14 protein-coding genes are annotated in these 12,765 nt (G+C 66.5%); 6 read left to right on the top strand and 8 right to left on the bottom strand.

Annotated elements, in window-relative coordinates; all coding sequences use genetic code 11:
* Positions 1-56: 56 nt before the first annotated feature.
* The 3 genes from AU198_RS21330 (at position 57) to AU198_RS21320 (ending at position 3,627) form a co-directional block, all read left to right on the top strand.
* Positions 57-1,691: a fatty acyl-AMP ligase gene (locus AU198_RS21330; RefSeq protein ID WP_064350566.1), complete on the top strand. Its 1,635-nt coding sequence runs from the start codon at positions 57-59 to the stop codon at positions 1,689-1,691.
* A gap of 113 nt (positions 1,692-1,804) precedes the next feature.
* Positions 1,805-2,764 carry an ATP-binding cassette domain-containing protein gene (locus AU198_RS21325; protein WP_064350565.1) on the top strand — a complete coding sequence of 320 codons (960 nt, stop codon included), beginning with the start codon at positions 1,805-1,807 and terminating at the stop codon, positions 2,762-2,764.
* The gene (locus tag AU198_RS21320; protein ID WP_231744744.1) at positions 2,761-3,627 is read left to right on the top strand and encodes an ABC transporter permease; all 867 of its coding nucleotides are present in this window, start codon (positions 2,761-2,763) and stop codon (positions 3,625-3,627) included. The genes AU198_RS21325 and AU198_RS21320 overlap by 4 nt, the downstream gene beginning before the upstream one ends.
* Here the strand turns inward: AU198_RS21320 and AU198_RS21315 are convergent.
* A complete protein-coding gene (locus tag AU198_RS21315) occupies positions 3,624-4,673 on the bottom strand; it encodes a phosphotransferase family protein (protein WP_064350564.1) in 1,050 nt (349 codons plus the stop codon). The genes AU198_RS21320 and AU198_RS21315 overlap by 4 nt on opposite strands.
* 82 nt (positions 4,674-4,755) lie before the next feature.
* Between AU198_RS21315 and AU198_RS21310 the strand changes: the two genes are divergently transcribed.
* On the top strand, positions 4,756-5,598 hold the full coding sequence (locus AU198_RS21310) for an alpha/beta fold hydrolase (protein WP_064350563.1): 843 nt from the start codon (positions 4,756-4,758) through the stop codon (positions 5,596-5,598).
* Here AU198_RS21310 and AU198_RS21305 read toward each other — a convergent pair.
* Complete coding sequence (locus tag AU198_RS21305) at positions 5,573-6,142, bottom strand: TetR/AcrR family transcriptional regulator (RefSeq protein ID WP_064350710.1); 570 nt, start codon at positions 6,140-6,142, stop codon at positions 5,573-5,575. The two genes, AU198_RS21310 and AU198_RS21305, sit on opposite strands and share 26 nt — an antisense overlap.
* A 103-nt stretch (positions 6,143-6,245) precedes the next feature.
* Here AU198_RS21305 and AU198_RS21300 point away from each other — a divergent pair, with 103 nt between their 5' ends.
* Complete coding sequence (locus AU198_RS21300; RefSeq protein WP_064350562.1) at positions 6,246-7,178, top strand: metal-dependent hydrolase; 933 nt, start codon at positions 6,246-6,248, stop codon at positions 7,176-7,178.
* Positions 7,179-7,184: 6 nt separating this feature from the next.
* The gene (locus tag AU198_RS21295; RefSeq protein WP_064350561.1) at positions 7,185-8,348 is read left to right on the top strand and encodes an Rv3169 family protein; all 1,164 of its coding nucleotides are present in this window, start codon (positions 7,185-7,187) and stop codon (positions 8,346-8,348) included.
* A gap of 49 nt (positions 8,349-8,397) precedes the next feature.
* Here the strand turns inward: AU198_RS21295 and pth are convergent, their stop codons facing one another.
* From pth to AU198_RS21265, 6 genes are all read right to left on the bottom strand, one after another.
* A complete protein-coding gene (gene pth / locus AU198_RS21290) occupies positions 8,398-8,976 on the bottom strand; it encodes an aminoacyl-tRNA hydrolase (protein WP_064350560.1) in 579 nt (192 codons plus the stop codon).
* Positions 8,977-8,982: 6 nt separating this feature from the next.
* Positions 8,983-9,660, bottom strand: a complete 678-nt coding sequence (locus AU198_RS21285) for a 50S ribosomal protein L25/general stress protein Ctc (protein ID WP_064350559.1) — start codon at positions 9,658-9,660, stop codon at positions 8,983-8,985.
* A gap of 134 nt (positions 9,661-9,794) precedes the next feature.
* Positions 9,795-10,664 carry an oxidoreductase gene (locus AU198_RS21280; protein WP_064350558.1) on the bottom strand — a complete coding sequence of 290 codons (870 nt, stop codon included), beginning with the start codon at positions 10,662-10,664 and terminating at the stop codon, positions 9,795-9,797.
* A 95-nt stretch (positions 10,665-10,759) separates the two neighbouring features.
* Positions 10,760-11,437, bottom strand: coding sequence for an LpqN/LpqT family lipoprotein (locus AU198_RS21275; protein ID WP_064350557.1), 678 nt, complete (start codon positions 11,435-11,437; stop codon positions 10,760-10,762).
* Positions 11,434-11,778 (bottom strand): arsenate reductase (glutaredoxin), encoded by a 345-nt coding sequence (gene arsC / locus AU198_RS21270; RefSeq protein ID WP_064350556.1) that lies wholly within the window; start codon positions 11,776-11,778, stop codon positions 11,434-11,436. The genes AU198_RS21275 and arsC overlap by 4 nt, the downstream gene beginning before the upstream one ends.
* Positions 11,779-12,759 (bottom strand): ribose-phosphate diphosphokinase, encoded by a 981-nt coding sequence (locus AU198_RS21265; protein WP_064350555.1) that lies wholly within the window; start codon positions 12,757-12,759, stop codon positions 11,779-11,781. It abuts the gene before it with no gap.
* Between the last annotated feature and the right edge of the window lie 6 nt (positions 12,760-12,765).

Below are 12,765 nucleotides of genomic sequence, written 5' to 3'. Positions count from 1 at the left end.
TTTGCGCTGAGCCCCATGCCGCAGGCGCAGCGGCTCCAGAAACCGAGGAGGGCGTCGTGAGCCGATTCACCGAGAAGATGTACCGCAATGCCCGCACCGTGACGACGGGCATGGTCACCGGTGAACCGTACGAACCCGTCCGCCACACCTGGGGCGAGGTGCACGAGCGCGCGCGCTGCATCGCGGGTGGCCTCGCGAAGGTCGGCATCGGCCTCGGCGACGCGGTCGGCGTGCTGGCCGGATTCCCGGTGGAGATCGCCCCGACCGCCCAGGGCCTGTGGATGCGCGGCGCCAGCCTGACCATGCTGCACCAGCCCACCCCGCGCACCGACCTCGCGGTCTGGGCCGAGGACACGATGAACGTCGTGCGGATGATCGAGGCCAAGGCCGTCATCGTCTCCGAACCGTTCATGGTCGCCATCCCCGTGCTTCAGGAGCAGGGCATCACGGTCCTCACGGTGACGGACCTGCTGGCCTGCGAGCCGATCGATCCGATCGACGTCGGCGAGGACGATCTCGCGCTGATGCAATTGACGAGCGGCTCGACTGGATCTCCCAAGGCCGTCCAGATCACGCACCGCAACATCTACTCCAACGCCGAGGCGATGTTCATCGGCGCCGAGTACGACGTCGAGAAGGACGTCATGGTCAGCTGGCTGCCGTGCTTCCACGACATGGGCATGGTCGGCTTCCTGACCATCCCGATGTACTTCGGCGCGGAACTGGTGAAGGTCACGCCGATGGACTTCCTGCGCGACACCCTGTTGTGGGCCAAGCTCATCGACAAGTACAAGGGCACGATGACCGCGGCGCCGAACTTCGCCTATGCGCTGTTCGCCAAGCGGTTGCGCCGTCAGGCCAAGCCGGGTGAGTTCGACCTGTCCACGCTGCGGTTCGCGCTGTCGGGCGCCGAGCCCGTCGAGCCCGCCGACGTCGAGGACCTGCTGGATGCCGGCAAGCCGTTCGGCCTGAAGCCCGACGCGATCCTGCCCGCCTACGGCATGGCCGAGACCACGCTCGCGGTGTCGTTCTCTCCGTGCGGAGCGGGTCTGGTCGTCGACGAGGTCGACGCCGATCTGCTGGCCGCGCTGCGCCGCGCCGTGCCGGCGACCAAGGGCAACACCCGACGCCTGGCGTCGCTGGGACCGCTGCTGCGCGACCTCGAGGCCCGGGTCATCGACGAGCAGGGCAACGTGATGCCACCGCGCGGCGTCGGCGTCATCGAGCTTCGCGGCGAATGCCTGACGCCCGGTTACATCACCATGGGTGGGTTCATCCCGGCGCAGGACGAGCACGGCTGGTACGACACCGGCGACCTCGGCTACATCACCGACGAAGGCAACATCGTCGTGTGCGGCCGGGTCAAGGACGTCATCATCATGGCCGGCCGCAACATCTATCCGACCGACATCGAACGCGCCGCCTGCCGTGTCGAGGGGGTCCGACCGGGATGCGCCGTCGCCGTGCGCCTCGACGCAGGCCACTCGCGGGAGACGTTCGCCGTCGCCGTGGAGTCCAACTCCTGGCAGGATCCGGTCGAGGTCCGCCGGATCGAGCAGCAGGTCGCCCATGAGGTGGTCGGCGAGGTCGACGTGCGTCCGCGCAACGTCGTCGTGCTCGGACCCGGCACCATCCCCAAGACGCCGTCGGGCAAGCTGCGCCGCAGCAACTCGGTCTCGCTCGTCACCTAAACCCCCAGTGGGGCGAGTGACCGTGTTTGCAGATGACACGCCGCGTAGCGCGTGCACTTTGCGGTCGCTCGCCACGTAACGAGCGGTCGCTCGATGTCGATACGGTCGGTGCCATGTCTTCTGCACCCGCCGTCGAAGCGATCGATCTGGTAAAGCGTTTCGGCGACGGCGAACCCGCCGTCGACCATGTCAGCTTCACCGTTCCTCCCGGCACCGTGCTCGGCCTGCTGGGCCCCAACGGCGCCGGCAAGACCACCACGGTGCGGATGATGACGACGTTGACCGCACCGACCAGCGGTACCGCTCGCGTCGCCGGCTATGACGTCGTCCGCGAACCCGATCAGGTGCGCCGCAACATGGGTCTGACCGGGCAGGTCGCCACCGTCGACGAGCTACTCACCGGTCGCGAGAACATCCGGATGATCGGCGGGCTCTACGGCATTCGCCGCAAAGACCTCACCCGGTTGGGAAATCAACTGCTGGAACAGTTTTCGATCGCCGACGCCGCCGATCGCGTGGTGAAGTCCTACTCGGGCGGCATGCGTCGCCGGCTCGATCTCGCGGTGAGCCTGCTCGCCTCGCCGCCGGTGTTGTTTCTCGACGAGCCGACCACCGGTCTGGATCCGCGCAGCCGCAGCGAATTATGGGAAACGCTGAGGGATCTCGTCGATCAAGGCACCACGCTGCTGCTGACCACCCAGTACCTCGAAGAGGCCGATCAGCTCGCGGACAACATCCTGGTGATCGACAAGGGCCGCATCATCGCCGAGGGTTCGCCACTTCAGCTCAAACAGCAGGCAGGCAACGCCAGCCTGGTCGTCACCGTGACCAACGTCGAGGACCTTCCCGCCGCCGAGGCGCTGCTCGCCGAGGACGGTGGCGAAGTGTTCGTCAACGCCGGCGCACGTGAATTGACCGCAGCCGCCGATGGTCTCGACGACATGATCCGCGTCGCGGGCCGGCTGCGGGAAAGCAACATTGCCGTTGACGACATCGGTTTGTCGCGTCCGAGCCTCGACGACGTCTTCCTCTCGCTGACCGGTCACCGCAGCGAACAGGAGGACGGGGCATGACCGCCGAAGGTGACACCACGACCGTGGTGGCGCAGGCGCATGCTGCGAGGCGACGAGTCTCGGTTCGGCGCACCAACATCGCCCAGCAGTCCTGGATCATGGTCAAACGCAACATGATCCACACCAAGCGCATGCCCGAGATGCTCAGCGACGTCACCGCCCAACCCATCATGTTCGTGTTGTTGTTCGCGTTCGTGTTCGGCGCATCGATACCCAATCCGGGGGGCACCAACTACCGCGAGTTCCTGCTGCCGGGCATCCAGGCGCAGACCATCGTGTTCGCGGCGTTCGTCGTGGCATCCGGTATCACGGCCGACATCGAGAAGGGCATCATCGACCGGTTCCGGTCGCTACCGATCTCGCGGTCGTCGGTGCTCATCGGTCGCAGCATCGCCGGCTTGCTCCACTCGTCGCTGGGCGTGGTGGTGATGGCGCTGACGGGCCTGGCGATCGGCTGGCGCATCCGCGGCAGCGTCGCCGAGGCGGTGCTGGCGTTCGCTCTGGTCCTGGTCTTCGGGTTCGGAATGATCTGGTTCGGCATCCTGATCGGCTCACTGCTGCGTACCGTCGAAGCCGTCAACGGGGTGATGTTCACCGTGTTGTTCCCGATCACGTTCCTGGCCAACACATTCGTCCCGACAGAGCCGATGCCTCACTGGCTTCGCGTCATCGCGGAGTGGAACCCGGTGTCGTCGCTGGCTCAGGCGATGCGCCAACTGTGGGGCAACGGCGGGCCCGCCCCGCCCGATGCGCAGCTGCCGCTGCACCATCCGGTGCTGGCAACCGTCATCTGGTCAATGCTGTTGACGGCGGTCTTCGCGCCGTTCGCCCTGCGCGCCTACGCCCGCCGCACGGGCAGCTAGGCGCGAATCACCGCGACCGTCCACGCGGGCAGGATCGGCGCCCTGGTGAGGAAGTGCTCCGACTGACCGGTCGCGCGCAACAACACCTGCGTCCGCAGGATGCAACAGCCCATGCGGACCATCGCGAATATCTCGTACCAGTCGAGATCTCGTAGGGGCCTGCCCAGCATCTCCTGGTAGCGTCCGACGACCGAGTCGCGGCTGTCGAAGCCTTCCAGTTCGGGGTCGAGGTCCAATCCGTTGACCTCGAGCATCTGCTTGCGGGTGGCCAGCCACCACGCCACGTCGGCTTCAGCGGGGCACACGCAGGCCTGTTCCCAGTCGAGTGCGCCGACGAGTTGACCGGAATCGTCGAAGATGGCGTTGGACAATCGCGCATCGCCCCAGCAGATGCTCAACTCCGTTGTTGCAGAGGGCATGCGATGCGTCAACCAGTCGAACGCCTCGGTGACCACATTGGGAATCTGGTCGTCGGTGCCCCATCGGACGTACTCCCGCCACCACTCGAGTTCGGCACCAATGCCGACGCCCTCGGGTCGTGCCAGCCACGGGGCCTGCTCGGGCGGCACCCGATGCAGCCGCGCCAACGTTTCCAGAAACGAGTCGTGCACGCGGCGTTGCACGGTCACGCCGGCTCCGTGCAGCCAACCGCGGGTCGCATAGCTGGTGTCCGACGGGGTGTGACCGACGATCCGCGGCATCACAAGGAATTTCGAGCCGATCCACGACTCGTCGGGCTCATAGACAATCGGTGACGGGGTCGCGACACCGTGTTCGTGGAGGAGTCTCTGCGTCGCCGCCTGCGCGTCGAGGTCGTAATCGGGAAAGATACCGCCGCCCGCAGGCGGTATCCGGATGACGTGTTCGCTGCGCCGTCCGCCGAACTCGGCGTCGAACACCAGCGTTTCGCTTGACCACCCTGCGGCCCGGTTCGCCGGCCGCAGTTCGGATATCACTACCTCGTCGGCGTGCCGGTGGGCGAACCAGTCCCGCAGCCTCGCGCGGGTTTCCTCGAGGTCGCGTCTGACCAGAGCGATGCCCGCCATGCAGAAAGGCTTACACGCGGCCGGTGCGATGTAAAGCCTCAAGTCGTTACATCCCACGGTTTGTCTGTAATACCCTCACCGCGTGACCCGACAGCAGGCTGTCACCTTCGGCGACATCGATGACCACGACCGGCCACTGGCGGTCCTGGTCCACGGCTTCCCCGACACCCCGTTCACGTGGCGCCACCTCGGGCCGCATCTGGTCGACCACGGCTACCGCGTCGTCGCGCCGTGGCTCCCCGGATACGACGCACCGGTCGGCCGTCCGGTCAGCGTGGGCACCTACGTGCGTCATGTGCGCCAGGTGGCCCAGGCCGGCGGAGCCGACGACCGCGCCGTACTGATCGGACACGATTGGGGTGCGCACGCCGGCTACGGCGTGGTCGCGGGCCCGTCACCGTTGTTCGGGCGTTTCGTGGCGCTCGCCGTACCGCCGATCGGCGCCCTGGCGACCGGCATGTTCACGTATCGGCAGCTCAAACGGTCGTTCTACATCTGGTTCATCCAGCAGGTCGGGTTGGCCGAGGCGGCGTTGCTCGCACCGGGGTTCTGGGAGTCCCTGTGGGCGGACTGGTCGCCGGGATACGACGGTGCGCAGGACATCGCCGAACTGCGCCGCCATGTCACAGCCGAGAACATCGTCGACGTCGTCGGCCCGTATCGCGCGTCGTTCAATCCGGAGTTCGGCGACCCGGACGCCGTCGACGAGGCCGCGGCGACGGCGGTGCCGCCCCCGGTCCCGACGCTCTACCTGCACGGTCTGCAGGACGGCGCGATCGGCGCTGAACTGCTCGACGACCTGGATCAGTACCTGCCGACCGCCGGGTCGTCCTACGAAGTCCTCGACGGCGTCGGGCACTTCCTGCACCTCGAACAGCCCGGGCTGATCGCGGCCAAGATCACCGACTGGCTGGGCGCTGACTGAGCGACGTGGAACGGCCGTTGCGCGCGGCGTCGAGGCCCGCGGCGTGGCGCAGTTCGGCAAGGAAGTTCTCGGGGCTGCCGCCACCGAGCAGGTAGTGACACACGGCGATGCGAACCACGGCCGCCGCGGCGACATCCTTGTTGTCTCCGGGAATGATCCGCGCGATCCGCTCGTGCATGATCGGCAACACCCGCCTCATCTGTGCAAGCACGTGTTCGGGTTCCACATCGGCGAGCGATCCAAGTGAGTAAGTGCTCTGGAACTCGACGATGAAGCGCAACGCCGCGTCGAGGCGGTCGGGGCCCATGAGACCCGTCATCGCCCTCGCGATACCCGCGTCGAAGTTGTCCTGCTCGTAGAGGGCGAACGCCTCGAGCAACCCCTCCTTCGAACCGAAGTGGCGGTAGAGGGTCGGGCGAGACACACCTGCCTCGGCGGCGACATCGGACAGCTGCAACTTTCGCCGACCGTCTCGGGCCAGCACCACGAAAGTCGCCGCGAGAATGCGCCGCCGCGACTGCTCGGCATCCTCGGAGCGGGCCATGATCACCTTTACATCTGTGGGGTCAAATGTCACACTTACGCTACATCAACCCCAGCGCCACCGGATGGAAGCAATGTCGCATCCGGTGCGGAGGAGAGCAACGGTGACCGACCTCATCGTCCGCAAGATCGGATGGGAGTTCGACGCGTCGGTGCCGTTCATGTGGCAGCCGGCCAACCCGAATTTCGGACTGTTCTGCAACGCGTTCACGTTCATCGCGGTGCCGTTCGAACGCTACATCGTCAGCGCGGTGCGGATGGCCGCGGACCGGTTGGCCGAAAGCCCCCACGTCGCGGCCGAGGCCGAGGGATTCCTCAAGCAGGAGGCTCAGCATGCCGCCGCGCATCGCAAGCACATGCTCGCGCTGATCGACCGCTACCCCGACCTCGAACAGTGCTACGCCGACGCCTGCGCGGCCTACGACGAGCTGCTGAAGACCGAGCCGGTCGCCTTCCACCTCGCCTACGTCGCGAACTTGGAAGCCACCTTCACCCCGCTGTTCAAAGTGATTCTCGACCACCGTGATTCGCTGTTCGACGGGGGCGATGTCCGAGTCGCCTCACTGATGATGTGGCACTTCGTCGAGGAGATCGAGCACCGCAGTTCGGGGCTGATCCTGTGTAATCACGTCAACCCCCACCCGTGGTCGCGCGTCAAGCACATCAAGAGAACGTTCGGCCATGTCGCGGCGATAGCCGACGCGATCGCGAAAGTGTTCGACGAAGTCGTCCCGATCGAAGATCGCGGCGTCTCCACCCGCGAACTGTTGTCCGGTGACTTCTTGACCGGTGAGCTCAAACACCGCCTGCCCATCGTGCGCCACCTGCGCGACGACGGGGGAGCGCCGACGATCTTCCAACCGGTGCCGACCGGCGACCTGGCGAAAATGGTGTGGCGGCTGGCGCTTTCGCAGATGCCGTACCACGATCCGGCCGATCAACCGCTGCCGGCGTGGGCGCAAACCTGGATGCGCGCCTACGAAAGCGGTGCAGACATGACGACGTTCGCTCGGTCGTCGGGTACCACGGGAAGGTGACATCGATTGTTGACGACGAACTACGGCGGTCTGGTACCCGAAGACGAGTCGCTTACCCACCAGATCGTCGACACGTTCGCAACGGTCAGCCAATCGGATCCATCGTGGACGGAGAAGATCTGGACGTTGGCGCATGCTCGGGACAATTCGCTGCAGGTCGTCCTCGGCGTCGGAAAGTACACCAACCGTGGGGTGTTCGACGGTGCGGCCGGGGTGTGCCGGGGCACCGAGCAGTGGACCGTGCGCGCCGGACGCCGCCTGTCGGCCGACCCCTCCTCGACCGAGGTCGGGCCGATCCGCTATCGCGTGGTCGAACCGCTGCGGTCGATTCAGGTGAGCCTGGAGGCGACCGAGCACGCACCGATCTGTTTCGACGTCATCATGCGGGGCAGCTTCGATGCGGCGCTGGAGGATCCGTGGCCCGACCGCAGCCCGGACGGCTACCGCGTCACCCATAATGTGTTGCGCTACCACCAGATCGGGGTGGCCTCAGGCTGGGTCGAGGTCGACGGCCGTCGTACCGAGATTCAACCCGACGAGTGGATTTCGGTACGGGACCATTCCTGGGGCCTGCGCCCCGGCGTCGGCAAACCCATCCCGGGCCTGCCTCGTGGCGGCCGCAAGATCAAGCAGATGTTCATGACCTGGCTGCCGATGACGCTGACACGCCCCGACGGCTCGGCGTACTCGCTGTTCGTGATGTACCAGGAGGAGCGCGGCGACGGCTTCCTCGAAATCCGTTGCCAGGCAGAGCAACAGAACGACGACGGGACATCGCACCGGTTTGCCTCGGTGGAGCAGGATCTGCACTTCAACGACGAGAACCGGAGACTGACCCACGGGACGGTCACGTTGATCGACTCCGATGGGTCCCGGCGGCCACTGACGATCACCGCGGCCGGGCCGACGGGCTTTCACCTCGGCACGGCCGGCTACTACGGCTGGAACGATTGGGTTTACGGCCAGTGGGTGGGCGATCTGCGGGTCGAGGGTTACCACGTGACCGACTGCGACTCCGCAGAGAACGCGCGCAAGCTGCATCAACTGCGCGATCTTCTGGTCCGCGTTGAGGATCCGGTGGGCGGCGGGTCCGGGCTCGGCAACGCCGAGACGTTCGCACTGGGGGAGTTCCCCGAACGAGGGCTCACCGCCGAGAACTCGTTCCTCTGAATCGTTGCCGCGACTCGGCGGCCTGGGCGCCGAAGCGCCGAGCCTGACGTCAGCCCCAGGCGTGCACGATGTTCTGCGCGGGTTCCACGCCCTGTGCCACCAGGATCTCCGTGGCGTCGGCGGCCTGCTCGCAGATCGTCGGGACGTCCTTCCACTCCGCGGAGGTGAAGGTGCTCAGCACGAATTTCGCGCCTTCGGTGCGCCCGGGCGGGCGGCCGATCCCGATGCGAACGCGCTGAAAGCCGTTGCTGCCCAACGACGAAGCCACCGACCGTAGGCCGTTGTGCCCGGCCACGCCGCCGCCGAACTTCAGCCGTATCCGGCCGAAGTCGATGTCGAGTTCGTCGTGGATTACGACGATGTCGGCCACCGGCACCGAATAGAACTTGGCCAGCGGTCCGACCTGCCGACCGGACTCGTTCATGTAGGTCCGCGGTTTGGCCAGCACCACCGAGCGTCCGGCGAGGTGGCCGGTGACCACCTCGGCGCCGGACTTCTTGTGCACCTTGAACCCCGAACCGATGCGGTCGGCGAGGATGTCGGCGACGAGGAACCCGAGGTTGTGCCGCGTGGTGGCGTATTGCGGTCCCGGATTGCCCAGGCCGACCACGAGAAGTGGTTCGGCCATGCCGGTCTACTCGGATTCTTCGGCGGGCGCCGCTTCGGCCGAGTCGCCCTCGCCCTCGTCGGTGGCCTCGGCGACCTCGGCGGCTGCCTCCTCCGGCGTCTCTCCGCCGCCCTCGGCCTCGAGTTCCTCGGCAGACGGCGCCTCGACGACGTTGACCACCAGCATCTCCGGATCCGAGATCAGCGAGACGCCCGAGGGGAGCTCGATGGAACCCGCGGTGAACTGCGTGCCGGCCTCGACACCCTCGACGGACACCGTCAGCTGCTGGGGGATCGACAGCGCGTCGGCCTCGACCTCGACGGTGCTGGCGTCCTGGGTGACCAGCGTGCCCGGCACCGCCTCGCCCTCGATGATGACGTTGACCTCGACGACCACCTTCTCACCACGGCGCACGACGAGCAGATCGGCGTGCGTGATGGTGCGTCGGATCGGGTGGATGTCGAGGGCCTTGGTCAGCGCCAGCTGTTCCTTGCCGTCGACGTCGAGTGTCAGCACCGCGTTGGTGCCCGCACGGCGCAGAACGGCCGCGAAGTCATGGCCGTCGAGTTCGAGGTGCTGCGGATCGGTGCCGTGACCGTAGAGAACCGCGGGCACCTTGCCGTTGCGGCGGGCGCGACGTGATGCGCCCTTGCCGGTCTCGGTGCGCACCGCGGCGGTCAGGTTGTTGGGGGCGTTCTTCGCCATGATGTGGATGCTCCTGTCGTGTGCTCGGCACGGCGGGGCTCAACCACAAGGTTCGCGTCGATAACGGTGGCCCACGGGGCCACCCTCGCCGTGATCACCGGCCAGGGTAGCCGGAAACGCCGGTCAGGCCCAAATCAGAGCGGGAACTTGGTGTCGGTGAGGTGCTCGGAGAGGTCCCACAGCGCGCTCGCCGTCCGACCGTCGCGAGCCAGCGGGCTGCGGAAGCCCGTCGGCCCGGTGGGCCCACGACTGCCGAAGCGTGGGCCGACGAACGTGTCGCCCGGCAGGTCCTCGGCCACCGCGTACAGGGTCTGGCGGGCACCGAACTCGGGCTCGGTGGCGAACACCCGGTTGGCGGCGAGCCAGAAGCGGGTCCCGATCGGGTTGCCCGTCTGGCCCTGCAGGTTCGTCGCGGAATAGCCCGGATGCGCGGCGATCGCACGGATCGGCGAGCCCACCTCGTCGAGTCGACGCTGCAGATCCTTCGTGAACAGCAGATTCGCGAGCTTCGACTGACCGTAGGCCGGCCACGCCAGATACGGCCGGGCCTTCCAGTTGAGGTCCTTGAGGTTGATCCGGCCGAGGAAATGCATGACCGAGGACACCGTCACGACCCGGTCGCTGATTTTCGGCAGCAGGAGGTTCGTCAGGGCGAAGTGACCGAGATGGTTGGTGCCGATCTGGCTCTCGAACCCGTCGACGGTCAACGCGTAGGGCACAGCCATGATGCCGGCGTTGTTGACCAGCACGTCGACCGCCTCGACACCGTCGGCGAATGCGCGCACGGACGCCAGGTCCTGCAGGTCGAGCTTGCGGACCTCGACATCGCCGGTGATCGTGCCCGCGGCCTCCTCACCTTTAGCGGTGTTGCGCACGGCGAGGATGACCTTGGCGCCCGCGCCGGCCAGCTCGCGCGCCGTGATCAAACCGATGCCGCTGTTGGCACCGGTGACGATGACGGTGCGTCCGGCGAAGGAGGGCAGATCCGCGGCAGTCCAACTCATGCCGACCACCCTAGTGAGTTCGCGCGAAATGGCATTCCAGCAGGCCCTCACTCGCGCTTTCGCTGCTGGAACGCAATTTCGCGGAGAAACAGGGGCTACTTCGGCGGTGGTTTGGGGACGGCGACGTTGAACCCGCCGATGATCTTCTCGATGTCGGGGGCCTCCTCGGCGGCCTTCTGGGCGTAGCCCGTCACCGTGAACTGGACGAGATAGCGCTGCTTGGCGGGCGCCGCGCCGGTCGCGATCACGATGCGGTTGTAGCTGTGCATCCGGGTGCCGTTGAGGTCGTAACTGCCCTCGATCATCGCCGACGGGAAACCCTTGAAATCGTCCATGGAAGCGTTGAGGCGCTTGAAGTTCTGCGACATCTCGGCGCCGACGTATCCGTGCTTGATCGCCTCGCGCGGGTCGAAGTCGCCGGTCAACTTCATCACCACCAGCATCGCGATCGGGTATGTCTCGCCCTTGGCGATCACCCTGGTTCCGGGCGCGAAGTTGGTGTTGAAGTACGGCTCCCACCCGGCCGGCGTCGGATACGAGACCGTCAGATCGGTGAGCTTCTCGGGGAACACGGGCTCGCCGGTCACACCGGCCTGTTCCAGGAAAGCCGCGAGGGGCACCGGCTTGTCATCCGGCTCGGCGGCGGTCGACGTCGGCGTCGGCGACGTCGACCACACCGACTGGTAGTTGGGCGGTTCGGTGCCGCAGCCGGACACAACGGCGATGCCGACGACCGTCACCGCAGCGGCAACCTGAAAGCCTGGACGGCTCACAGAATCTCGCGCACCGCGTCGATCGGCCGGGCCAACCGGGTGCCCTTCGGCGTCACGACGAACGGCCGCTCGATCAGAATCGGGTTGGCGGCCATCGCGTCGAGGAGCTCGTCGTCGGAGGCGTCGGCCAAACCCAATTCGCGGTACAACGCCTCCTTCTTACGTACGGCGGTGCGCACGTCGATACCGGCGTCGGAGATCATCTTCTCCAGCTCGGCGCGACTCGGCGGCGTCTTGAGGTACTGCACCACCGTCGGCTCGATCCCGTTCTCGCGCAACAAGTCCAACGTCTTCCGCGAGGTCGAGCACTTGGGGTTGTGGTAGATGACGCTTTTCGACATCTATGCCGACCCGTCGAAGAGGCTGGTGACCGAGCCGTTGTCGAAAACCGCGCGGATCGTGTTCGCCAGCAGCGGGGCGATCGACAACACGGTCAACTGCGGGAAGCGCTTGTCGTCACCGATCGGCAGCGTGTTGGTGACGATCACCTCGCAGGCGCCCGAATCGGCCATCCGCTCGCGGGCCGGATCCGACAGCACACCGTGCGTTGCGGCGATGATCACGTCGCCCGCACCGTCGGCCTTGAGCAGTTTGACCGCGCCGGCGATGGTGCCGCCGGTGTCGATCATGTCGTCGGTCAACACACAGGTCTTGCCCCGCACGTCGCCGACGACGCGGTTGGACACCACCTCGTTGGGTTTGAGCGGGTCGCGCGTCTTGTGGATGAACGCCAGCGGAACGCCACCGAGGGAGTCCGCCCACTTCTCGGCGACGCGGACCCGGCCGGAGTCGGGCGAGACGACCACCATGTCGTGATGGGAGTAGTGCTCGGCGATGTACCCGGTGAGCAGCTTCTGCGCGCGCATGTGGTCGACCGGTCCGTCGAAGAAGCCCTGGATCTGGTCGGTGTGCAGGTCGACGGTGACGATCCGGTCGGCACCCGCGGTCTTGAGCAGGTCGGCGACCAACCGCGCCGAGATCGGTTCCCGCCCGCGGTGCTTCTTGTCCTGCCGCGCGTACGGATAGAACGGAAGGATCGCGGTGATCCGCTTGGCGCTGCCGCGCTTGAGCGCGTCGATCATGATCAGCTGTTCCATCAGGTGCTGGTTCAGCGGCGCGGGATGGCTCTGCAGCACGAAGGCGTCGCAACCGCGGACGGATTCGTCGAACCGGACGAAGATCTCGCCGTTGGCGAAGTCCCGCGCGGTCTGCGCCGTCACGGGTACGTCGAGTTCCTTGGCGACCTGTTCAGCGAGTTCGGGGTGCGCCCGACCCGAGAACAACATCAAATTTTTTCGATTGTCGGTCCACTCGGTGCCCACAGTGCG

The sequence above is a fragment of the Mycobacterium sp. GA-1199 genome (genome assembly GCF_001500045.1).
Lineage (GTDB): Bacteria > Actinomycetota > Actinomycetes > Mycobacteriales > Mycobacteriaceae > Mycobacterium.
This window is presented reverse-complemented; position numbering and strand designations above follow the sequence as displayed.

Excerpts from the sequence above, each read along its gene's own strand:
- AU198_RS21325 (WP_064350565.1), top strand. The coding sequence starts at position 1,805 with ATGTCTTCTGCACCCGCCGTCGAAGCGATCGATCTGGTAAAGCGTTTC.
- AU198_RS21320 (WP_231744744.1), top strand. The coding sequence starts at position 2,761 with ATGACCGCCGAAGGTGACACCACGACCGTGGTGGCGCAGGCGCATGCT.
- AU198_RS21315 (WP_064350564.1), bottom strand. The coding sequence starts at position 4,673 with ATGGCGGGCATCGCTCTGGTCAGACGCGACCTCGAGGAAACCCGCGCG.
- AU198_RS21305 (WP_064350710.1), bottom strand. The coding sequence starts at position 6,142 with ATGGCCCGCTCCGAGGATGCCGAGCAGTCGCGGCGGCGCATTCTCGCG.
- pth (WP_064350560.1), bottom strand. The coding sequence starts at position 8,976 with ATGGCCGAACCACTTCTCGTGGTCGGCCTGGGCAATCCGGGACCGCAA.
- AU198_RS21285 (WP_064350559.1), bottom strand. The coding sequence starts at position 9,660 with ATGGCGAAGAACGCCCCCAACAACCTGACCGCCGCGGTGCGCACCGAG.
- AU198_RS21280 (WP_064350558.1), bottom strand. The coding sequence starts at position 10,664 with ATGAGTTGGACTGCCGCGGATCTGCCCTCCTTCGCCGGACGCACCGTC.
- arsC (WP_064350556.1), bottom strand. The coding sequence starts at position 11,778 with ATGTCGAAAAGCGTCATCTACCACAACCCCAAGTGCTCGACCTCGCGG.